This is a genomic window from Streptomyces sp. NPDC005402, assembly GCF_040606575.1.
GTDB lineage: Bacteria > Actinomycetota > Actinomycetes > Streptomycetales > Streptomycetaceae > Streptomyces.
Window position 1 is genome coordinate 148,752 of record NZ_JBEXFB010000003.1, and the last position, 22,758, is coordinate 171,509.

At 73.0% G+C, this 22,758-nt stretch carries 15 protein-coding genes and 1 riboswitch; of the genes, 7 read left to right on the forward strand and 8 right to left on the reverse strand.

All coding sequences use genetic code 11. The annotated features are described in order from the left end of the window. Positions 1-65 precede the first annotated feature (65 nt). The 5 genes from ABZT02_RS06550 to ABZT02_RS06570 form a co-directional block, all read right to left on the reverse strand. Positions 66-1,889 carry a hypothetical protein gene (locus tag ABZT02_RS06550; protein WP_356014881.1) on the reverse strand — a complete coding sequence of 608 codons (1,824 nt, stop codon included), beginning with the start codon at positions 1,887-1,889 and terminating at the stop codon, positions 66-68. Between the two features lie 178 nt (positions 1,890-2,067). After that, positions 2,068-3,096 (reverse strand): hypothetical protein, encoded by a 1,029-nt coding sequence (locus ABZT02_RS06555; protein ID WP_356014883.1) that lies wholly within the window; start codon positions 3,094-3,096, stop codon positions 2,068-2,070. A 241-nt stretch (positions 3,097-3,337) separates the two neighbouring features. After that, the gene (locus tag ABZT02_RS06560; RefSeq protein WP_356015537.1) at positions 3,338-4,468 is read right to left on the reverse strand and encodes a VWA domain-containing protein; all 1,131 of its coding nucleotides are present in this window, start codon (positions 4,466-4,468) and stop codon (positions 3,338-3,340) included. A 631-nt stretch (positions 4,469-5,099) separates the two neighbouring features. Continuing rightward, positions 5,100-7,871 carry a DUF5682 family protein gene (locus ABZT02_RS06565; protein ID WP_356014885.1) on the reverse strand — a complete coding sequence of 924 codons (2,772 nt, stop codon included), beginning with the start codon at positions 7,869-7,871 and terminating at the stop codon, positions 5,100-5,102. A gap of 533 nt (positions 7,872-8,404) precedes the next feature. After that, the gene (locus ABZT02_RS06570) at positions 8,405-9,535 is read right to left on the reverse strand and encodes an AAA family ATPase (RefSeq protein WP_356014887.1); all 1,131 of its coding nucleotides are present in this window, start codon (positions 9,533-9,535) and stop codon (positions 8,405-8,407) included. A gap of 157 nt (positions 9,536-9,692) precedes the next feature. Between ABZT02_RS06570 and ABZT02_RS06575 the strand changes: the two genes are divergently transcribed. Continuing rightward, positions 9,693-11,048 carry an SWIM zinc finger family protein gene (locus ABZT02_RS06575; protein ID WP_356014889.1) on the forward strand — a complete coding sequence of 452 codons (1,356 nt, stop codon included), beginning with the start codon at positions 9,693-9,695 and terminating at the stop codon, positions 11,046-11,048. A gap of 74 nt (positions 11,049-11,122) precedes the next feature. Then, positions 11,123-12,733: a DUF5691 domain-containing protein gene (locus tag ABZT02_RS06580; protein ID WP_356014891.1), complete on the forward strand. Its 1,611-nt coding sequence runs from the start codon at positions 11,123-11,125 to the stop codon at positions 12,731-12,733. 350 nt (positions 12,734-13,083) lie between these two features. On the opposite strand, the gene ABZT02_RS06585 is transcribed toward ABZT02_RS06580, so the two are convergent. Further along, positions 13,084-13,500, reverse strand: a complete 417-nt coding sequence (locus ABZT02_RS06585) for a cobalamin B12-binding domain-containing protein (protein WP_356014893.1) — start codon at positions 13,498-13,500, stop codon at positions 13,084-13,086. 61 nt (positions 13,501-13,561) lie between these two features. Here ABZT02_RS06585 and ABZT02_RS06590 point away from each other — a divergent pair, with 61 nt between their 5' ends. The 3 genes from ABZT02_RS06590 (at position 13,562) to ABZT02_RS06600 (ending at position 16,737) form a co-directional block, all read left to right on the forward strand. Continuing rightward, positions 13,562-13,735 (forward strand): hypothetical protein, encoded by a 174-nt coding sequence (locus ABZT02_RS06590; protein ID WP_356014895.1) that lies wholly within the window; start codon positions 13,562-13,564, stop codon positions 13,733-13,735. A 328-nt stretch (positions 13,736-14,063) separates the two neighbouring features. Further along, on the forward strand, positions 14,064-14,933 hold the full coding sequence (locus ABZT02_RS06595; RefSeq protein ID WP_356014896.1) for an alpha/beta fold hydrolase: 870 nt from the start codon (positions 14,064-14,066) through the stop codon (positions 14,931-14,933). A 292-nt stretch (positions 14,934-15,225) separates the two neighbouring features. Beyond that, entirely contained in the window at positions 15,226-16,737 is a 1,512-nt protein-coding gene (locus tag ABZT02_RS06600) for a M23 family metallopeptidase (RefSeq protein ID WP_356015540.1), read from the forward strand. Positions 16,738-16,764: 27 nt separating this feature from the next. On the opposite strand, the gene pcrA is transcribed toward ABZT02_RS06600, so the two are convergent. After that, complete coding sequence (pcrA, locus tag ABZT02_RS06605) at positions 16,765-19,248, reverse strand: DNA helicase PcrA (RefSeq protein ID WP_356014897.1); 2,484 nt, start codon at positions 19,246-19,248, stop codon at positions 16,765-16,767. Between the two features lie 617 nt (positions 19,249-19,865). Beyond that, positions 19,866-20,012, forward strand: a riboswitch (cyclic di-AMP (ydaO/yuaA leader). A 7-nt stretch (positions 20,013-20,019) separates the two neighbouring features. Here pcrA and ABZT02_RS06610 point away from each other — a divergent pair. Both ABZT02_RS06610 and ABZT02_RS06615 read left to right on the forward strand, forming a co-directional pair. After that, complete coding sequence (locus ABZT02_RS06610) at positions 20,020-21,165, forward strand: NlpC/P60 family protein (protein WP_356014899.1); 1,146 nt, start codon at positions 20,020-20,022, stop codon at positions 21,163-21,165. Between the two features lie 114 nt (positions 21,166-21,279). Further along, positions 21,280-22,263 (forward strand): tellurite resistance/C4-dicarboxylate transporter family protein, encoded by a 984-nt coding sequence (locus tag ABZT02_RS06615; RefSeq protein ID WP_356014901.1) that lies wholly within the window; start codon positions 21,280-21,282, stop codon positions 22,261-22,263. Here ABZT02_RS06615 and ABZT02_RS06620 read toward each other — a convergent pair. Further along, positions 22,241-22,594, reverse strand: a complete 354-nt coding sequence (locus ABZT02_RS06620; RefSeq protein WP_356014903.1) for a hypothetical protein — start codon at positions 22,592-22,594, stop codon at positions 22,241-22,243. The genes ABZT02_RS06615 and ABZT02_RS06620 overlap by 23 nt on opposite strands. Positions 22,595-22,758 lie beyond the last annotated feature (164 nt).

Genomic DNA, 22,758 nt, shown 5'->3' on the forward strand with positions numbered 1-22,758 from the left:
GCAGGACAGACCGACGGCTTTCGGCCGTCCGGGGCCCGTCGCCTCACGGAGTCGGTGGGGGACGGTCAGGCGCGGTACCGGAGGTCCTGCGCCCAACCCGGGGTGAGGGACTCGGCCACGCCCTGGACGCCGGTGGCGGCGTGCCCGGCGAGCGGTCCCGCGGTGTCGCGGACGGTCCCGGTCAGGTCGTCGGCGAAGGGGCCCACCTGAGCGGTGACGGGGGCGGCCTCCCCTACGACGCCGTCCGCGAAGGGCGTGACGCCGTCGCCCGTCACGCCGTACGCCAACGCCGTGGCGCTGTCGGCGACCGGCTCCACCGTTCGGGTGACGGTGTCGACGACGGGCCGGACGGCCCCGGTGACGCCGTGCGCGAAGGCCGGGACCTCGCCCGTGACGCCGTACGCCAGGTCGGTGGTGTGGCCCGCCACGCCGTACGCGAGCGGCGCGACGTCGCCGACGACCCCGGCCCCGAAGGGCCGGACGTCCTGCGCGACGCCGTACGCCAGGGTGGTCGCGTCCTCGACGGCCTGCCCGGCGACCGGCACCACGCCGCGCACGGCGGTGTTCACGACCGGGGGCAGCACGGCGTCGGTGGTGTCCTGGGCGACCTGCCCGACGAGACCGGCGGCGTAGGGCGGCACGTCGGAGACGACACCGTCGGCGACCGGGAGCACGCCGGCGACCGTGCCGGTCGCGTACCCGGCCACGCCGTCCTGGATCCCCCCGACTCCGCCGACCGCGCCCCCGACCACGGGCCGCACGCCCTGGACGGCGCCGCCGACCACCGGGGACACGTCCCCGACGACGCCGTACGCCGGCACGATCGCGGCACCCACGGCGTGCCCGGCGGTCCCCGCGACCCCGCCCACGGTCCGCCCGACGGCGGGAACGACCCCTTCGGCGACCGGCACCACCCCGTCCACCGCCTGCACGGCGACCGGCACCACGCCGTCCATGGTGGCCGTCACGACGGGCGGCACGACGGCGGCCGCCGTCTGGCCGACGACGGTTCCGAGCGTGCCGACGACCTGCCCGCCGGCACGGTTCACCCGGCCCGTGACGTGGCTGGGCACGGAGGAGGCCGTGGCCTCGGCGGTGGCCGTTGCGGCGGTGGCCTCGGACCCGGCCGTGGCGGAGACGCCGTCGATCCGGCCCTGCGCTCCGGTGAGCGTGGCCTGCGCCGCGCCGGTCGCGCCCGTGGCGGTGCGGCCGGCGCCCGCGAGGGTGTGCTGCTTCTTCGTCCGTACGACGCCGTCGACGCCCTGCGCCCGGGCACGGGCCGCCGTTTGGACGCCCTGCAGCTTCGTCTGCGCGCCGGCCAGGGCGCGCTCCAGCTCCGGGGCGAAGGCGGAGAGGGGACCGAAGAGGTAGTCGACGTCGGGGTGGGGAGCGGGGGGCGTCGCGGGCATGCTGGGCGTACCGGGGGTGCCGGGCGTGCGCGGTACGGCCATCTCGGGGGCTTTGGCGGCGGCTGCTTGGGCGGCGTGGGTCTTTGCCTCGGCCTGCGCGGCCCTGGCTGCCTTCGCGCCCTGGATGGCCGCGGCGCCCTTCACCCTGGACGCCTTCGTCTGGGCGGCCTGGGACATCTGCGAGGCGACGGTGGCCTTCGCCGCTGCCTCGCGGTGGGCCTGCTCGGTGGTGCCGGCGGTCGCCTTGTGCGTGGTGGCCGTGGTGGCGGTGGAGGTGACATCGGAGACGACGCCGTCGAGGGTGTCGCTGACGGTGGTGGTCGTGTCGGAGGCGGCGTCGGCCGTCGCCTCGGTCGCCGTGTCCGTCGCGGAGAGGGAGGCGGCCGGGAGTTCGTCCGCGCCGGCCACGGCGGAGCCGAGTGCCCACGCACCGGTGACGCCGGCGGCTATGACGATGGAACGGCGGATGTTCTTGTTCATGAGTGCGTCAGATCCCTGGATCTTTGGGGGCCTGGAGAGGCATGGGGACATCCGGAGCCATAGGGCTCCAGGGGGATCCGTCCGGAGATCCGAGGGGATCTGGGGGGTGTCCGAACGGCTGGGGCAGACCTGTTCCGCCCCCGCGCGCAAGGTCGGCGAGGGGGGGTGGAGGTCTGCCCTAGCCGGGGAAGACGGGGATGTCCCGGTGCCTGTCCCGGGTCCCGGCCACGTCGACGCTCGCGGCGGCACCGGGCACGAGCCGCAGCGGCGCCCGGTGGTCGGGGGTGATGGCATGCGCGTCGCCGTGGCGCGAGGCGCCGTTGTCCACTGCCGACTTGCCGCCCAGGGCTCCGCCCGGGTTGTCGGAGGGCGCCTGGTGGGCGGGCGCGTGGGCGGGTGAGGTGGTGCGGTGGGCAGAGGGACGCGCGACGGGCTCGGTCACGGTGACGTGACCGGCGAACCGCGGCCCGAACCCGGCACCGGCGTCCGCGGAGCCCTCGGCACCGGCTGGTTTCCTCGCGGCGTGCTCACCCGGCTGGGGCGTCGGCGCCGAGGTGCCCGGCGCGGGCGCGGGCAGAGTCTGGTCCGGGGTCCCGGGCAGGCCCGGCGGGCCGGGCAGGCCGGGCACCGTGGGGATACCCGGCACCGTCGGCGGGGTCGGCCACGACGGGGACGCCGGGAGCGACGGCAACGTCGGCCACCCCGGCGGCGTGGGCCCCGCCGGTATCCCGACCGTCTCGGTCAACCCCGTGGTCACCGCCTCGACCAGATCACCGACCGGCTGCACGACACGGTCGGTCACGGCCCCGACTACGTCGTCGGTCACCGGCCGGAGAACCTTGTCGTCGGCCGGGCGGGCGAGGGGGGCGGGGGCAACCGGGTCGAGGGCGACCGGGTCGGGAACGCCGGCCTCAGCCGTGTTCGTGTCCGCGTCGGTGTCCACGTCCGCGTCTGGGTCCGTCCCCGGGACCGCGGGTGTGGCGGTGGCCGTGTGGGTGTCCCTCGGCTCGGTCTGAGGTGTCACCGACTGACCGGCCGTCTGGCCCGGCAACGCCCCGATGCCGTCCGCCGCGTGTGCCTGCTCCCCGCAGAGGAAGCCGAGCACGAACAACCCGCCCACCAGCAGACCCACTTGCAGCGCTCGCCGCCCGACCACCGCGCGCAGCACGCGCACAGCGGCACCGGGAAAGGCTGCTGACCAGGTCAAGAGGGGGCGAATCCTTCCGTGCGACAGAACGAAGCGAAACGGAACGGAACGGAACGGAGGTGAAGGGAAACGAACGCGAAAGGGAAACGGAAGGGAAGGGTGAAGACTATGGAGAAGCCGATCCTTGCACGGGGTGCCCGAGGTCGCGCAAGCCCCCTGTTACCGATGCGTAGTCATGTCCGTTTTGCTGGGCGGAGCCGCAGGTCACCGGGTCGACAAATCACCAACGGGCGGCCCTGGTTCACACCGGGTCCGGTATCGGAAGCGGGCGCTTCTCGATGGCCGCCGCCATCACCTCCGGGAACAGGTCGGGAGTGCAGGCGAAGGCCGGTGCGCCCAGCGCGGCGAGCGCGGCCGCGTGCTCCCTGTCGTAGGCGGGTGCCCCCTCGTCCGACAGCGCGAGCAGCGTCACGAACTGCACCCCGGACGCCTTCATCGCCGCGACCCGCTTGAGCATCTCGTTGCGTATGCCGCCCTCGTAGAGGTCGCTGATCAGCACCATCACCGTCTCCGCGGGCCGGGTGATCTGCGACTGGCAGTACGCCAGCGCCCGGTTGATGTCCGTGCCGCCGCCGAGCTGCGTGCCGAAGAGCACGTCCACCGGGTCGTCGAGCTGGTCGGTGAGGTCGACGACCGCCGTGTCGAAGACGACGAGCCGTGTGTCGATCGACCGCATGGACGCCAGCACCGCGCCGAACACGGAGGCGTAGACGACGGACGCCGCCATCGACCCCGACTGGTCGATGCAGAGAACGACCTCCTTCTTCACCGACCGGGAGGCCCGGCCGTATCCGATGAGCCGCTCCGGCACGATCGTCCGGTACTCCGGGAGATAGTGCTTGAGGTTGGCCGAGATCGTGCGGTTCCAGTCGATGTCGTGGTGGCGCGGCCTGCTGATCCGGGCGCTGCGGTCGAGAGCGCCGGTGAGCGTGGCGCGGGTGCGGGTGGCGAGCCGCTTCTCCAGATCCTCGACGACCTTGCGCACGACGGCACGCGCCGTCTCCTTCGTCGTCTCCGGCATCGCCTTGTTGAGCGAGAGCAGCGTGCCGACCAGGTGTACGTCGGCCTCGACCGCCTCCAGCATCTCCGGTTCGAGCAGCAGGGTGGACAGGCCCAGCCGGTCGATGGCATCCCGCTGCATGACCTGGACGACGGAGGAGGGGAAGTACGTGCGGATGTCCCCCAGCCACCGCGCCACGGACGGTGCCGAGGCCCCCAGCCCCGCCGAACGGTCCTTCCCCGCCTGCCCCTTCCCTTCTCCCCTGCCGTAGAGCGCGCTCAACGCCCCGTCCATCGCGGCATCCCGCCCACCGAGCGCGCACCCGGTCCCGTCGGCCGCCTCCCCGCCCAGCACAAGCCGCCAACGCCGCAGCCGCTCGTCGGTGGCGGAAGCGGGGGCGGCGGGGACGGAAGCGGGGCCGGGGGGGGAAGCGGGGACGGTGGGGGAAGAGGAGACGTGGTGGGAGGCGGAGACGGTGGAAGAGCCGGCCGGGCCCCGTGCCGCGGCCGCCTCCTCCTCGGCGTCCGCCGCCTGCTCTTGGGCCCGGGCTGCACCGGGAGCGGCACCCGGAACCTGCGGCGGGTTCACGGCCGCCCCTTCCTCGAGGTCCGGTGCCCGCCCGTCAGCCGGATCCCGCAAGGGGTGCCCCGACCGCATCGCGGCCTGGGCCGACGCCCGTCCCCCGGCCGGTTGCAGCACCGGATTCCTCAGCGGGCCCGTGCTCGTGGCCGGAGCCGTCGTGCTTGGAGTCGTCGTGCTCGGAGTCGTCGTGCTCGGAGTCGTTGTGCTCGGAGCCGTCGTTGTCGTCCCGACGTTCGGCTCGGTCGTCATGCCCCTGCCCCCGTCCGGAACCGGTCCCAGAGCGGGACCACGGCCACGCCCGTCACCGAGTCGCGCTTCGTCCGGGTCCCGGTCCTGTTTCCGAATGCGATTCCGCGCCCGTCCCCGACAGCGGCGGCCGTCCTGTCGGCCCCGCCCCTCGGTGTCCGCACTACCTCGGTGATCATCCCGCCACCCCCGCAAGGTCGTTGTCCTCGGTTTTCGCCAAATCGTCGTGCTCGTCATGGCCGTCGTGGCCGTCGTGGTCGTCATGGCCGTCGTCCAGGCCGAGCAGCAGCCGCACCACCGGCAGCACGGCGTCGGCCCGGTCGCTGTCGAGGCCGGCCCCGAAACCCGGTATCCCGGAACCGGCTCCCACCGCACTCCCCCGCTGTCCCGGGCCCCGCCGGACCAGTTCGCCCAGGGTTCGGCGCACTCCCGGTTCGTACGCCGAGAACGTGCGCCGCAACAACGGCAGCACATCCGTGAACGCCTCCGCCGACACCCCGGTCAGCCAGGCGTCGACGAGTCCGAGCAGCCGCTCGTCGTGCACGAGAAGCATTCCGCCGCCGGACCCGCCCCCGACGAAACCCTCGATCCACGCGGCCGCGTCCCCCGGCTCCGTCCCCGGCGACAGCACGAGCCCCATGAGCCGCGCCGCCTCGTCCTGCGCCAACTCCCCGTCGTCCAGCAGCAGTCGCACAGCCCGCCCCCGAATGACACCGGGCACGGTGTCCCGCAGGGACAACACCCTGAGCACGGCCTGCCAACGGCCACGGAGACCACGGTGAGCCGGAGCCTGCGCATCATCCCGGCGGCCCTGCGCCGGTGCGGTCACCGCAGAGGCGCTCGGGTCGCCCGCCCCCGGCCCCGAATCGACGGTCGCGTCTCCCGGTGCCGCCGCCTCGCCCAGCAGCCCCACCGCCCCGTGGACCGCGTCCACATGACGCCGCATCTCCTCCGCCGCCTCCGCGTCGAGTGCGGCACAGGCCGGGGGCAGGCCGACGAAGACCCGCTCGGCGAGGCCCGCCGCGACCTCCGTCAGTGCGCCGGTGTCGGTGCCGCGCACATCGCCGTAGCGCAGGGAGCGGACGAGGGCCGGCAGGGCCTGGGCGAGGTGGCCGACGTCCGCGTCCAGTGCGGCGCGGTCGGCGAGGATCTGCATCACCGTGGGCAGGGCGTCGGGCAGTTCGGCCAGCAGACAGCGCTCGGCGAGGGCGGTGACATCGGCGAGCCCCGACGCGGAGACGGCGTCCGCCTCCGCCTTGGCCGTCGCGGCGGCGAGCACGGTCGTGCCCCACACCCCCGCCTCGGCGACCCGCACCGACAGCTCCGGCTCCCACCGCAGTCGCCACGTCTCACGGAACGTGCCCGTGCTCCCCCGCGCGACCGCCGGCTCACCCCACGCCACCCCGAGGAGCCGCAGCCGGTGCAGGAGCCTGCTGCGCTCGGCGTCGTTCTCCTTGCGCAGGTCCAGCTCCAACTCCCGTTCCAGCGCCTCGGGTTTGAGCCGCAGCCGCCGCTGGATCCGGTCGAGATCGCGCTGCAACGGCACCGCGGGCGCCGCCTGGGGCACCTCCCCCAGGACGTCCCCGACCACCAGCCGGTCGTGCACCAGCGCCAACGGCACATCCGAGCCCTCGCACATCACGGCCCGCACCGCGTCGGTCGTCTCGCTCAGGCCCGGCAGGGGGCGGCCGCGCATCGCCGCGAGCGTCTCGGCCAGCCGTACGGCCTCGATGACATGCGCCGAGGACACGACCCGGTCCTCGTCCCGCAGCAGCCCCGCCACCTTGGTCAGCCACCGCTCGACGGGCCGGTCCGGCGCGCCGAACAGGTGCCCGTACCAGCCGGGCGAGTCGATCCCGGCGCCGTAGCCGCTGTGCCGCGAGAGCCTGCGGTACGTCCACGGCACCCATGTCATGTCCGCCTTGACCTTGGGGAGCCCCTTCAACAGCGCCTTGTCGGCGGCGACCGTGCTCTTCCGCCGCAGCGCGGGCACGTGCCAGGCCCCGCACACCACGGCCACGTCGTCCCCGAACTCCCGCTGTGCCGCCCGCATCTGGAGCCGCATGTACGCCTCCCGTACGAGGTCCCGGTCATGTCCGCCGGTCCCGTACGTCTCCCGCAGCACCCCCATCGCCTCTTCGAGCACGGTGAACGGCTCGAACACGTCCCCCTGCCCCGCCCCCCGGTGCTCGACGACGTCCTCCCACCACCGCTCGGGGTCGTCGTATCCGGCAGCCTCGGCCAGCACACCGAGCGGATCGACACGGACGGCATCGTGAACGGCGGGCTCATCGCCCGGAGCGGCGTCCCCACCGGCGGGAGATGCCTCTGCCTCTTGCGGGGCGGCGTTCTCGTCGGCCGGAGCAGAGCGCCCGCCGGACGGGTCGGTATCACGCGCGTCCGGGGCCCCGGCGTCGCTCGCACCCGGCGCCGGGATGCCCTGCGGGCGCGGTCCCGCGGTACCACCGGCCTCCGCCCCGGGCCCGCCCATGTCCGGCACCTCGGTGGCGGGTCCGTCCGGTCGGTCCGCGGGGCCTTCGTCCGCCTCTTCCCTGCCCCACGCCAACGTGTGCGTGGCGGGCAGGTCGATGAAACGGGCCGGGACCTCGTGCTCCAGCGCCCAGCGGATCGCCACCCACTCCGGGGAGAACTCGGCCAGCGGCCAGAACGCCGAGCGGCCGGGCTCGTCCACGGCATGGGCGAGCAGCGCCACCGGCGGTCGCATGTCCTCCTCGGCGGCCAGCGGAATCAGAGCGTCGGCCTCGGGCGGCCCCTCGATCAGCACGACCCGGGGCCGGGCCGCGTCCAACGCCGCCCGCACGGCCCGCGCCGACCCGGGCCCGTGATGCCGCACCCCGAGCAGCAACGGGCCCACACCGGCCTCCCGGCCCCCCTGACCCCCTACGTCGGCCGCACCCCGGCTCCCGGACACCCCGCCACCCCTCATTCCCTCTCCGCCTGACGCACGGGAGCCACTCACCGCTCCGCTCCTGGACCCGTCGCCCCGAACCACACCCCCGCCATCCCCCGTCCACCCCGCACCCTGAGACTTTCCGAAGCCACTCGCCGCTCCGCTCCCGGACCCGGCACCCCGAACCACACCCCCACTTCCCGACCCGCCGGCCCCGGACATCCCCGCCCCCCGAAACCCTCCGAAGCCACCCGCCCCTTCGCTCCCGCTGCCCCCTGCGCCGCGAGTCCCCCCGGTCCCGTCCTCACCCGCGCCCGTCACGCCCGTCACAGCGCCCCCCTCCCCTCCGAGGCCACTTGGAGTCGTCCTCGCCGGCCATCCCGACCCTGTCCCCGTCGCCGTACCGCTCAAGGCCCGTCACAGCCGTCCCCCTCGTCTCCGTGTCCCTCGGCAGCCCGCACCGGCCCTCCCGACCATCCCCGGCGCTCCCGTACGTCCCGAACGACGAGCCGCCGCCCTCACCTCTGCCCCGTGCGTGGGCTCCGCGCGGCCCCGCCCCAGGCCGACCCTCACGCACTCACCTCCCGGCAGGCCCGGTAGAAGTCCTTCCAGCCGTCGCGCTCCCGGACGACCGCCTCCAGGTACTCCTGCCAGATGACCCGGTCGGCCGCAGGATCGCGGACGACGGCGCCGAGGATGCCCGCGGCGACGTCTCCGGCCCGCAGGACGCCGTCGCCGAAGTGGGCGGCGAGGGCGAGACCGTTGGTGACGACCGAGATGGCCTCGGCCGTCGACAGCGTGCCGCTGGGCGACTTGAGCTTCGTACGGCCGTCGGACGTCATCCCGTCCCGCAGCTCGCGGAAGACCGTCACGACGCGGCGGATCTCGGCGATGCCGTCGGGCGCGGACGGCAGGTCGAGGGAGCGGCCGATCTGGTCGACGCGGCGCGAGACGATCTCGACCTCCGCCTCGACGCTCTCCGGCAGTGGCAGCACGACCGTGTTGAAACGGCGGCGCAGGGCGCTGGAGAGGTCGTTGACCCCGCGGTCGCGGTCGTTGGCCGTGGCGATGAGGTTGAAGCCGCGGACCGCCTGCACCTCCGAGCCCAACTCCGGTATCGGCAGCGTCTTCTCGGACAGAATCGTGATCAGCGAGTCCTGCACGTCGGCCGGGATACGGGTCAGCTCCTCCACCCGCGCCGTCATCCCCTCCGCCATGGCCCGCATCACCGGGCTGGGCACGAGGGCGTCGCGGCTCGGGCCGTTGGCGAGCAGCTGCGCGTAGTTCCAGCCGTACCGGATCGCCTCCTCCGGCGTGCCCGCCGTGCCCTGCACGAGCAGCGTCGAGTCACCGCTGACCGCGGCGGCCAGGTGCTCGGACACCCAGGTCTTCGCGGTGCCGGGAACGCCGAGCAGGAGCAGGGCGCGGTCCGTGGCCAGGGTGGTGACGGCGACCTCGACGAGGCGCCGCGGGCCCACGTACTTCGGCGTGATCACCGTGCCGTCCGGCAGGGTGCCGCCGAGGAGGTACGTCGCCACCGCCCACGGTGACAGCTTCCAGCGGGCCGGGCGCGGGCGGTCGTCCTGCGCGGCCAGCGCGGCGAGCTCGCCGGCGAAGGCTTCCTCGGCATGCGGCCGCAACGCCTCGTCAGGTTCTCCCTGCTTCGGTTCCACGGTCGTCGGTTCAACGGACACAGACATGGCTGAGGCCCCCTCCAGCTCGGCCGGTTCGGATCTGTCACCAACCGTGCACCACGCCACTGACAATGCGATCCGACCTGCGGAAACACGCTCACGAGGGCCGGCGCGGCAGTCGTCCCGGGGGCGATTGTCAGTGGGGGGATCTACCTTCGATGACATGACTCAGCAGGGGGTGCGCTGGACGGCGGATCAGGTGCTGGCACTGGCTCCTGACGCCGCCTCACGCAAAGCGGGAAGCAAACTCGGCGCGGCCGGGCCATGGTCCGAAACGGGGAGTTCCGACGAGGGGACGGTGTGGGGGCTGTGCAAGGGCAGTGGCAGCAAGCCGTATCAGACGGTCATCGACATCGCGGACGCCGCGGGTCCGGCGTACAAGTGCAGCTGCCCGAGCCGCAAGTTCCCGTGCAAGCACGCGCTCGGGCTGCTGCTGCTCTGGGCGGGCGGGGAGGGTGCGGTGCCGCCGGGGCCGCCGCCGGACTGGGCGGGGCAGTGGCTGGAGGGGAGAAGGCAGCGGGCGCAGGAGAGACAGGCGGCGGGCGCGGCCGGTTCCGCCGCCGGGTCCGGTGACCCGGAGGCGGCGCGGCGCAGGGCGGAGCGCCGGGCCGGGCGGATCACGGCGGGCGCGACGGAGCTGGAGCAGCGGCTGGCGGATCTGCTGCGCGGCGGTCTGGCGGGGGCGGAGCAGGCGGGCTACGGCATGTGGGAGGAGACGGCCGCCCGCATGGTCGACGCCCAGGCGCCCGGACTCGCCGCACGGGTGAGGGAGTTGGGGGCGATCCCGTCGTCCGGTCCGGGCTGGCCGGTGCGGCTGCTGGAGGAGTGCGCTCTCCTCCACCTCCTCGACCAGGGCTGGCTGCGCCGCGAGCGGCTGCCGGACGGCCTGGCGTCGACGGTCCGTTCCCGGATCGGCCTGCCCGCCTCGGCGGACGGCCCCGCGATACGGGACCGCTGGCTGGTCCTCGCCCAGTACGACACGGCGGACGCCCGTCTGACGACCCGCCGGGTCTGGTTGCACGGCACCGACTCGGGCCGCACGGCCCTGCTCCTCTCCTACGGCGCCGCCGGCCGCGCCCCCGAACTGGCGCTGCCGGTGGGCCTGGAGCTGGACGCGGAGGTGTCCGCCCATCCCGGTACCGGTCAGCTGCGGGCGGCGCTCGGCGAGCAGTTCGCGCCGCCCGCGCCCTCGGCGGCCCGCCCGCCGGGAGTGACGACCGAACAGGCGGCCGCCCGCTACGGCGAGGCGCTGCGGGACGACCCATGGCTCGACTCCGTCCCCGTGACGCTGGACCGGGTCATACCGGCACCGGACGGGGAATCCTGGCAACTGGCCGACGCCGACGGCGACTCGGCCCTGCCGCTCACCGCCTCCGCCCGCTCCCGTCCGGGCCTGTGGCGCCTGGTCGCGCTCTCGGGCGGGGCCCCGGTGAAGGTCTTCGGCGAGTGTGGCCACCGCGGCTTCACCCCGCTGACAGCGTGGCCGGAGGGCACGGGCGAGGCGGTGCGACTGTGGTGACCGGAACCGCCCCACTACCCGGTCGGCTGCTGAACGGAACCGAACCAGAACCCGGCCGGACGGAAAGGAACCGCATGGACAAGAACTCCGCTCCCGCGCCGGACGCCTGGGAGGAGCTCGTCACCTCGGCCCTGCTCGGCACCGCGCGCCGCACGCCGACCGGCGTCGCCCCCGGTCCCGAGGCGCCGGTGGCGTTGCTGGACGCGGCGGCCGTGGAGACCGTACGGCGGCGGGCCGGGCTCAGGCCCGCGCGCGCGGCGCAGCGGCCGCAGCCAGCGCCCGAGGATCCGCGCCCTCCCCTGCCCGCGGCGGCGGCCCGCCGGCTCTCGATGCTGCTCGCCGACCGGCCGGGCACGGGCGGCGGCGGCCGCAGGGGTACGGCACCGGATCTGATGGAGCTGCTCCCGCAGTGGCTCGCGGCGGCGAACGCCCGCGGGTACGCGGCGCCCCCGCAACTGCTGCCCGCGTTGCTGGACGCGGCCCGCGGGCGTACGGATCTGCGGCCGGCGGCGCTGGCGTTCGCGGGCTCGCGTGCCACCTGGCTCGCCCGGCTGAACCCGGACTGGCGGTTCGCCCTGCGGGCCACACCCGGCGGCGGAGCGGCGCTGCCACCGCCGCAGGACACCGCGGGAATCCAACTGCTCTGGGAGGAAGGCCTGTTCGCCGAGCGAGTGGCCCTCCTGGCCGCGATACGCGCTCGGGAGCCCGCCGCCGCGCGCGAGCTGCTCGCGACGACCTGGGCCACCGAGCGGGCCGAGGACCGGCTGATGTTCCTCGACTCGCTGCGGACGGGTCTGGGGCCCGACGACGAGCCGTTCCTCGAGCAGGCGCTGGCCGACCGGAGCCGCAACGTACGGGCCACAGCCGCGGAGTTGCTGTCGGCGCTGGCGGGTTCGGCGCTGGCGGCGCGGATGGCGGTCAGGGCCGGGGCGTGCGTGGCCGTCGACCACACCCGGGACACGCCGACGATCCTCGTCGAGGCGCCGCACGAGTGCGATCCGGGCATGGAGCGCGACGGCATCGTGGCGAAGGCGCCCTCGGGGCGGGGGGAGCGGTCGTGGTGGTTCGGGCAGTTGGTGGAGGCCGCGCCGTTGCGGGTGTGGCCGGGGCGGCTCGGCGGTCGGACGCCCGCGGAGATCGTGGCGCTGCCGGTGGCGGACGACTGGCGGAACGAACTGCACGCGGCGTGGTGCCGGGCTGCCGTACGGCAGCGGGACGCCGGGTGGGCGCGGGCGCTGCTCGGGACGCCCGCGGCGCCGGAGGCCGGGGGCCCGGGGGCGGTGTCACTGGCGGAGCGGGCCAAGCTGCTGAGCACGTTGGGCTCCGCCGAACGGGCCGAGTGGGTCGCCGGGTTCATCGCGACGCACGGGTTGTCCGAGGCGTTTCAGCTGCTGGGGGTGTGTGGGGTGCCGTGGGCTGAACCGCTCGGGCGGGCGGTGGTCGACGCGCTCAACATCGCTCGGGACGCGGGCAGTTATCCGTGGAGTTTCAGCGGGGTGATGGGGCTGGCCGAGCGGTGTCTCGATCCGGCCGAGGCGGGACGCCTCGAGGGGCTGATGGCGGTGCCGGACGAGGGGGAGGACGCGAGTCCCGGAGCGGGGGGTTACTGGGCCGAGGCGTTCCAGCGCTTGGTGACGACCTTGCGGTTGCGGGCGGTGATGGCGGAGGAACTGGAGGGTCCGTAGAAGTGTGCTGGGCCGTGCCCTCCGGCGGGGGCGGGCGCGTCGTGGATTGCCGCCGCGTCGTGGATTGCCGCCGCACCCCGCGGCCCAGCCGCGGATGTCACAGCCCCGCCCGCCCCGAGGCCGATGCCGCCCCTCGTACCCGCACAACCCACCCACCACCAGGCTCCGAGCCGGAGCCGCGACGCCACCGGGCGGGTGGATCGAGCGGCACGACCGCCCGCAGCCAGGGCAGGGCCGCGTCTCCACGGGCGGCGACTGAACCCACTCAGGGGCGCGGGGAACTGCACGACCAGCCCCCACCCGCCCGCACCCGGAACCCGGCACCCGGCACCCGGCAGGACAGGCAGGCCCTACGCCCCCGCAGGCTGCCGCACGTTCTCCCGGACCCAGTCCACGATCGACTGGGTCGTCGCCCCCGGCGTGAAGATCTCCGCGACCCCCTTCTCCTTCAGCGGAGGGATGTCCGCCTCCGGGATGATCCCGCCGCCGAACACCAGGATGTCCTCGGCATCCCGCTCCTTGAGCAGGTCGATCACCGCGGCGAACAACGTGTTGTGGGCGCCGGAGAGGATGGAGAGACCGATCGCGTCGGCGTCCTCCTGGATCGCCGTGTCGACGATCTGCTCGGGAGTCTGGTGGAGACCGGTGTAGATGACCTCCATCCCCGCGTCGCGCAGCGCCCTCGCGATCACCTTGGCTCCGCGATCATGACCGTCGAGCCCCGGCTTGGCCACCACTACGCGGATCGGACCGGCTGTCACACCCATCACTGCCTCCATGAAGCGACTGCGTCCATTCCTACCGACTAGTACCGCACAGACCGGGAATGTGAACGAACGTTATCGCCACCATCTCGCGCCGGGCAGTTTCGCAGTGGACACCGAGGGGGAAATCACATGGTGGGACACGTTCGGGAGCCGCAACGAGGTCGCCGCACCGCCGCGCCGCAGGACGCGCGCCACGGTGGTGCGGCGCGCCGGCGACGGCACGAAGGGCACGTAGGACAGGTAAGGCACGACAGCGGGGAGCCTCGTCGCCACACCGGCAGGGCCACTCGTCACGTCACCGGCGCACCATCAGCACCGCGAGTACCATCGGCACCACCGATACGACCGGGACAAGCACCGGCACCGTCGGCATCGCCCGCACCACCGGTTCCGTCAGCTCCGCCGGTCCACCCGGCAGCCCCGGAACCGGGCGCCGACCGCCGCACCCACCCCCCGTGCCCCACTCGCGCCACGCAGGCGTCGACCACGACCTTCGCCGGGACTCCCCATGAGCGCACACGGGGGACGGAGCCGTCCTCCCGTGTGCCGACAGGAGGTCGGCCATGAAGGTCACCAAGGCGGCGCTGCCCCTGCTCCCGCTGTGCGAGCGGCTGCTCCCCGGCCGGCTGGCGGGACTGTCCCTGGCCCTCCTGAAGGCGACCGCGCTCGAGATCGCGATCCTCGCGGGGCACCTCCTCCTGTACCCGTCCGGCATCACCCAGGAGCGTCGCTCCCCCCTGCCCCCGCTCCCCGGCCCGGAGGACGGCGCCGCACAGCTGCCGACGGAGGCCAAGCCCCCGGTCGTCCTGCTGCACGGCTTCATCGACAACCGCTCGGTCTTCGTGCTCCTGCGCCGCAGCCTCGCCCAGCACGGCAGGCAGCAGATCGAATCACTCAATTACTCCCCCCTGACCTGCGACATCCGGGCCGCCGCGGAGCTGCTCGGCCGGCACATAGAGGGAATCTGCGAGCGCACGGGCAGCGAACGGGTGGACGTCGTCGGGCACAGCCTCGGCGGCCTGATCGCGCGGTACTACGTGCAGCGGCTCGGCGGCGACACCCGGGTCCGCACGCTGGTGACACTCGGCACCCCGCACTCCGGCACCCGGGTGGTGCCGCTGGCGAACGCGCACCCGATCGTGCGCCAGATGCGCCCCGGCTCGAAGTTGCTCGAGGAGCTCACTCGGCCGGCCCCGGGCTGCCGTACGCACTTCGTCAGTTTCTGGAGCGACCTCGACCACCTGATGGACCCGCTGGAGACCGCCTGCATCGACCATGAGGACCTGATGGCGGAGAACGTCCAGGTGAGCGGGATCGGACATCTCGCCCTGCCCGTGCACCCCGCCGTCGCGACCGGCATACGGCAGGTGCTCGACACCGCGCGCCCCGGGGAGGAGACGGCCGACCGCGCGGGCGGACTGACCGTGGCGTAACGGTCGTATCGGTCACCGGATCCGAGCCGCCGACAGCTCGTCCCACAGGCCGCCGACAGCGCGTCGACAGTCACCGAACCGCGGAACGACATCGAACAACCTTCGAACACAGGGCCAAGGTCCCGCCCGCGGTCCCCCGAAACACGGCCGAATGCCCGTTTCCTGCGCGCCTAAAACCAGTTGAAGATTGTCGCGCCCGCGTACCGCCGGGTACAGTCGCCGCACTGCTCTGGCAGCCCCTGTTGTCGAGGCGAAAGAGAAGTTGGTGAACGACCGTCACCCGTCGGGGACCATGACCACCCCGGCCCCGGCCTCCGACGCCGAATCGTCGCACTACGCGTCGTACGGCACCCAGGAGGCCCAGTACGGCGACCTCACCACGTACGGCGGCTATGACGCCACCGGTTTCGACGCCACCGGCGCGACCGGCGCGCACGCCACCGGCACCTTCGAGGCCGACCCGCTCTTCGGCGACATGCCGGGCGACGACACCGGTTCGTACGACGCCTCGACGTGGACCACGGGCGGTCACCGGACCCTGAACTACGACATGTACGCGGCCCAGCACCACGCCGCCTACGACACCGGCGCGTACGACGCCACACAGTGGGGTGCCGACCACCAGCAGCTCGCCGCGATCCCGCCGCAGGCCGGCAGCCCCGATCACAGCGGCCAGTGGGACGCGAGTTCCTGGCACCAGCCGGACCAGTCCGCGGGCCCCGCCGACCAGACCCAGCACTGGGAATGGGGCACGCAGACCTTCGACACCGGCGCGTACGACGCCACGCAGTGGAACTCCGACGGCACCGCGGCCGACCCGCAGCAGACGGCCGGCTTCGAGCAGGCCGGGTACGACGAGAGCCACGCGTACGACGAGGCGAATCCTTACGGCGACGACTACGCCGAACACACCTCGCACGACGGCGAGTCGGACGCCGGCGTCATCACCGCCACCGGCGAGATGCCCGCCGTCCACGACACCGACGCCCCGCTCCTGGACGATCAGGAAGAGGTCCCCGCGGCCCCGGCCGCCGCCCCCGGCTCCCGCGTCGCCGCGCGCAACGCCAACCGCTCCCGCCGCCGCACGCCCGCCAGGCGCTCCGCGCTGCTGACGATCGCCGTCCCCTCGGCGTGTGTCATGGGTGTCGCCGGAATCGCCGCCGCCTCGGTGGGCACGCTGACCGGCGACGACCAGGACACCTCGACGACCCTCGCGGACACGACCGCCGTCCACCCGGCCGCCGCGAACAACAAGTTGGACACCCAGCTCGAGAGCCTCTCGGCCGGCGCCGACGACTTCGCCGACCGGGCCAGCCGCACCCAGGAACGCATCGACCTCAAGGCCCAGCAGGTGGCCGAGAAGAGGAAGGCGGCGGAGGAGGCGGCCCGCAAGGAGCGGCTGCGCCCGAAGTCCGCGCTTCCGGTCGCGCAGCGGGGTCTCAGCGCGTACTTCGGCCAGTCCGGCATCAACTGGATGTCCGTCCACACCGGCATCGACTTCCCGGTGTCGTACGGCACGACGGTGATGGCCGCGACCGACGGCACCGTCCGGACGCAATGGAACAGCGCGTACGGCAACATGATGGTCGTGACGGCGAAGGACGGCACGGAGACGTGGTACTGCCACCTCTCCAGCTACCGCGTCGCCTCCGGTACCACGGTCAAGGCCGGCGACCCGATCGCGTACTCCGGAAACTCCGGCAACTCGACCGGACCCCACCTGCACTTCGAGGTGCACCCGGCGGGCGGTTCGGCCATAGACCCGTTGCCGTGGCTGCGCAGCCACGGGCTGGACCCGACGTAACCCTGCGGGCCCAGCCCCCTTCCGGAGCTACAGCTTCTCCACCGGCGCGTACCGCAGCAGCAGCCGCTTCGGCTTCGCTTCCCCGAAGTCGATCGTCGCCTCGGCGTTCGCGCCCGTGCCCTTCACGCCGACCACCGTGCCGAGCCCGAACTGGTCGTGGGTGACACGGTCGCCGACGGCCAGGGCCACCACCGGCTTCTCCGAGGTCCTGCGCGTCGCGAAGCCGGACGCGCCCGACGCCGAGGAGCGGGAACGGGACGACGACAGCGACGCGGCGACCCCGGAGACCGGCCCCGCGGGAGCGCCAACGGCCCCCGTGCGCTTCCAGTCGACGTGCTGCGCCGGGATCTCCTCCAGGAACCGGGAGGGCGGGTTGTACGACGGCTGCCCCCACGCGCTGCGCAGGGAGGACCGGGTCAGATACAGCCGCTCACGCGCGCGCGTGATGCCGACGTACGCCAGGCGACGCTCCTCCTCCAGTTCCTTGGTCTGGCCGAGGGCGCGCATGTGCGGGAAGACGCCGTCCTCCATGCCGGTGAGGAAGACGACCGGGAACTCCAGGCCCTTGGCGGTGTGCAGGGTCATCAGGGTGATGACGCCGGAGCCGTCCTCGTCCTCGTCGGGGATCTGGTCGGAGTCGGCGACGAGTGCGACCCGCTCCAGGAATTGGGAGAGCGAACCGGGCTCCTCACCCTCGCCCGACTCCTGCTCGAACTCCAGGGCCACGGCGGCGAGTTCCTGGAGGTTCTCGATGCGGGTCTCGTCCTGCGGGTCGGTGGATGCCTGCAACTCGGCGAGGTAGCCGGTGCGTTCGAGGACCGCTTCCAGGACGGTCGCCGGGCCGGCGCCGGACTCGACGATCGTACGGAGCTCCTCCATCAGCACGTTGAACCGCTTCACGGCGTTGGTGGAGCGCGCGGCCATGCCGTACGCCTCGTCGACGCGCTTGAGGGCCTGCGGGAAGCTGATCTTCTCGCGCTGGGACAGCGCGTCGATCATCGCCTCGGCGCGGTCACCGATGCCGCGCTTGGGGACGTTCAGGATGCGCCGCAGGGGCACGGAGTCCTCGGGGTTGGCGAGGACGCGCAGGTAGGCCAGGACGTCCCGGACCTCCTTGCGCTCGTAGAAGCGGACCCCGCCGACGACCTTGTAGGGCAGGCCGACGCGGATGAAGACTTCTTCGAAGACACGGGACTGGGCGTTGGTGCGGTAGAAGACGGCGACATCGCCGGCCTTCGCGTCGCCCGCGTCCGTGAGGCGGTCTATCTCGTCGGCGACGAACTGCGCCTCGTCGTGCTCGGTGTCGGCGACATAGCCGGTGATGCGCGCGCCCGCGCCCGCGTTGGTCCACAGGTTCTTGGGGCGGCGGGACTCGTTGCGCTCGATGACGGCGTTGGCGGCGGTGAGGATCGTCTGGGTGGAGCGGTAGTTCTGCTCCAGGAGGATCGTCGTCGCGTCCGGGTAGTCCTCCTCGAACTGGAGGATGTTGCGGATGGTCGCGCCGCGGAAGGCGTAGATCGACTGGTCGGCGTCACCGACGACACACAGCTCGGCGGGCGGCAGGTCCTGCTCGCTCGGCGGTACGTCCACCTGGTGCTCGGAGGTCCCGACCAGCTCCCTGACCAGCGCGTACTGTGCGTGGTTGGTGTCCTGGTACTCGTCGACGAGGACGTGCCGGAAGCGGCGGCGGTAGTGCTCGGAGACATCGGGGAACGCCCGGAGCAGGTTGACCGTCGTCATGATCAGGTCGTCGAAGTCGAGGGCGTTCGCCTCGCGGAGGCGCGACTGGTACATGGCGTAGGCCTGGGCGAGGGTCTTCTCGAAGCCGTCGGTGGCCTGGGCCGCGAAGTCCTCCTCGTCGATCAGCTCGTTCTTCAGGTTGCTGATCTTGGCGCTGAAGGACTTCGGCGGGTACCGCTTGGGGTCGAGGTCCAGGTCGCGGCAGACCAGGGCCATGAGCCGCTTGGAGTCGGCGGCGTCGTAGATCGAGAAGGACGAGGTGAACCCGAGCTTCTTCGACTCCCGCCGCAGGATCCGCACGCACGCGCTGTGGAAGGTCATGACCCACATGGCGTTCGCGCGCGGGCCGACGAGCTGCTCGACGCGCTCCTTCATCTCGCCCGCGGCCTTGTTGGTGAAGGTGATCGCGAGGATCTGGCCCGGGTGGACGTTGCGCTCGCCGAGGAGGTGGGCGATGCGGTGGGTGAGCACCCGGGTCTTGCCGGAGCCGGCGCCGGCCACGATGAGCAGCGGGGAGCCGGAGTGCACGACGGCCGCGCGCTGGTTCTCGTTCAGCCCCTCCAGGAGCGCGGCCGGGTCCACCACGGGGCGCGGGGCGCCGTCGCGGTAGTAGGCGTCCCGGTCCGGGGGCACGTCGAACTTCCCACCGAACAGGTCGTCCGGAACCTGCTCCGGTACGTGCTCGTCCTCGGGCGGCGGCGGGGGTTCCTCCCCGTGCCCGCGAGGGGCCTGGAGGTCCGCCAGGAAGCTGTCGTCAAAGAGGCTGCTCATCGCTCTCCGAGTCTAGGGCTCCCCACTGACAGCCCGCCGCCGCCCCGAGAACATCCACCCGTACCGGAACCCGATGATCTTCCGGACCTGCCCTCCGGGCGCCCTCCCGTGCTCCTCTGCCGACGTCGACGCCCGCCGGGAGCGGCGCCCGCAGGATCGCGCACCTGCCGTGCGAGACCTTCGTCACCGCACGGGCGCACCCCCGGGCGGCCGTCGGAGCCGAGCGCCGGAACGTCCGGACGGGCCGGTTCTCGCCCGGGCCCGCAAGACCATGAACGGCCGCGCCGCGCCTTGCCGTGCGGCGGGACGACGACCAGGTTGTCCCCGACCAGGCCCCCGGCCGCATCCGCGACGACCGTACGGCCGCCGGGGAGGGCGAGGGCGCCCAAGTCGGCCCAAAAAGGCGATCGGACGGGGGCACTGCAACAGAAAGGCGAACAAACCATGGCAGATCACACCGAATTGGCCACGCGGAGCGCCCCCTGGGACGAAGGTCACGAAAATGTATCGGGCATATCGAACATCAACCTTCACAGGGGCCACACCAGTTGGCTACCGTTCCGGGCAGGCCGTACGACCCCCTCCGGCGAACCTCGCCGGGCCGCACGGCCCCCGCCGAGTCCGCAGCGCCGCCGCGCGCCCGGAGCCGGGGACCCACCGAACCCGGGGTGAATCGGCCCACTCCCGCGACGGGAGCGCCGTAGGGCAACCCTTCCCGCCCGAACCCGACAGCTAACCCGGTAGGCGGAGCATCGGAAGGAGTCGCCTCCCTTGGCGTCGCACCGCAAGTCGCGTCCCGTCGGTACGCGCGTGGCAGGTATACGGACCCCGGCCCTCGCTACGGCCGCCCTCACCTCCGTGGCCCTGCTGTCCCAGTCGGCGAACGCCGCGCCGGCCGATGACAAGCCGAGTCTCGAAGAGGTCGAGAAGAAGGTCGACGACCTCTACCGCCAGGCCGAGTCGGCGACCGACGGCTACAACGCGGCGAAGGAGAAGACGGCCAAGCAGCGCAAGCAGGTCGACACGCTCCTCGACGACGTCGCCCAGCGCACCCAGAAGCTCAACGAGGCGCGGGAGGAACTCGGTGCCTTCGCCGCGGCCCAGTACCGCACCGGCGCCGCCGCGCCCGACACAGCGACCTTCCTGCTCGCCGACACCCCGCAGGACTACTTCGACCAGACGCAGCTGATGGGCCGCTTGACGAGCCGTCAGAAGGGCGCGGTCGACGACTTCGTCTCCGAGCAGTCCGCGACGATGAAGAAGCGCCAGGAGGCCTCCCGGAGCCTTCAGACGCTCAGCGAGACGCAGAGCGACCTGAAGACCGCCAAGGCGACCGTCCAGAAGAAGCTCGCCGACGCGCGCGAGCTGTTGTCGGAGCTGACGGCCCAGGAGAAGGCGCGTCTCGCGGCGATCCAGAAGCGCGAGCAGCAGGAGGCGGCCCGCAAGGCGGCGGAGCTGGCGCGGCAGCAGGCGGCGGCGGAGAAGGCCGCGCAGGAGGCCACACAGCAGGCCACGGCCCCGCAGCAGAGCACGTCGCCGGCGACCGACTCCTCGTACGCCACCAGGGCCGCCAAGGCCCTCGCCTTCGCCCGCGCACAGGTCGGCAAGCCGTACGTCTGGGGCGCCACCGGCCCCGACTCCTACGACTGCTCGGGGCTCACCCAGGCCGCCTGGAAGGCCGCCGGCGTTGACCTGCCCCGCGTCACCTACGACCAGGTCAACGCCGGCACCACGGTCTCCCTGGCCGACGCCCAACCCGGTGACCTGGTGTTCTTCTACGACGACATCAGCCACGTCGGCCTCTACATCGGCAACGGCATGATGATCCACGCCCCGAAGCCGGGCGCGTACGTCCGCGAGGAGTCGATCTACTACGACGGCGAGTCGGGCATCCACAGCGTGGTCCGCCCGGCCTGAGTCCTCGACACCGTGAGGCGGGCTCGTCTTGAAGAGCCCGCACTCGCGTGCATTTCCCCCCGCGCGCGTGCGCGCCCCACTCGCACGGCACGGGGAGCTTCCTAGCATCGACACATGTCCGGTACCTCCCCCCACTCCCCCCTGCGCGTCTGGTGGACGCGGCGCCCGCCCGCGGCCGGGGCCGCGGTGCTGGCAACGGGCATCGTGTCGGTCGGGCTCCTTCTGACCGGTCACGAGACGCTGTCCCGGATCGCCCTGGTGATCGGCTGCGTGGCCTGGCTGGGGCTGGCCGCCGAATTCGCCGTACGACTGGTGCGGGATCGCGCGCGATGGGTCGCGGACGCGGGGACACCGGGCGCCCTGACGGCCGTGGCGGCGACCACCGTCCTCGGCGCCCGGTTCTCCGCACTCGGCCGGCAGACCCTCGCAGAGGCGCTGCTGGCCCTGTCCGCGCTGCTGTGGCCGGTGCTGCTCGTGCTCGCCGTACGGCACTGGAGGCGGCGGATGCCCGGCGGAGTGTTTCTGTGCTGCGTGGCCACCCAGGGCCTCGCGGTCCTCGGCGCCACGCTGGCCGCGGCCGAGTCGGCGGCATGGCCGGCGCACACGGCGCTCGTGCTGTTCTGGCTCGGCCTGGTCCTCTACGGCGTCGCGCTCTACCACTTCGACCTGCGCCAGGTGCTGGAGGGAGCGGGCGACCAGTGGATCGCGGGCGGCGCGCTCGCCATCTCTGCGCTCGCCGGCTCGAAGCTGATCACCGCGGACAGCGCGCGCCTGAACCTGTGGAACGACGACGACCACGGCGTCCTGCGCGCGGTGACCGTCGCTCTGCTGGTGCTCGGCCTGGCCTGGTACGCCGTCCTGCTGGTGGCCGAGTTCGTACGGCCGCGCCTGCGCTACGACGTGCGCCGCTGGGCCACCGTGTTCCCGATGGGCATGGCCGCGGTGGCGACCCTGTCGGTCTCCGCCGCCGTGGACGTCCCGTGGCTGCGGACGCCGGGTGAGGTGCTGCTGTGGATCTCCGTGGCGGCCTGGCTGGCCGTCGCGGCGGGGGCGGTCGGCTCCGCCCGTGCCGCCGTCAGGTCCACAGCACCGCGATGAAGATGTTGGCCGTGGTCAGCGCGCCGACCAGGCCGAACAGGCTCTTGTCCACCTTCTCGTCGTCCCGCTTCACATAGACGAGGCCGAGGATCACGATCAGCAGGGCCAGTTTCACGCCGATCTTGATGTTGTTGACGTGCTGGTCGTCGGCCTGGTTGAGGCCGACCAGGATCACCCCGGTGACCAGCATCGTCGCGGCGCCGTGCAGCATCGCGGGGACGAACCGGGCGGTGCCCCGGCCCATCGCCTTCATTTGGGTGAGGAAGCCGCCGAGGAGCGAGGCGATGCCGATGATGTGCAGGCCGACGAAGAGATGGATGAGTACGTCCATGAGGCCGGAGCCTATTCCGGGGCGTCAGGGCGACGCGCACCGGCCCCTTGAGCGGTCCGGAGCATGAGCGGTCTGGAGTGTGAGCGGTCTGGAGCAAAGGTTGCATATATGCGGCCCATAGCACTCCCCGCCCGTCGTGGATCCCGGAACTCCGACTTCGGTCA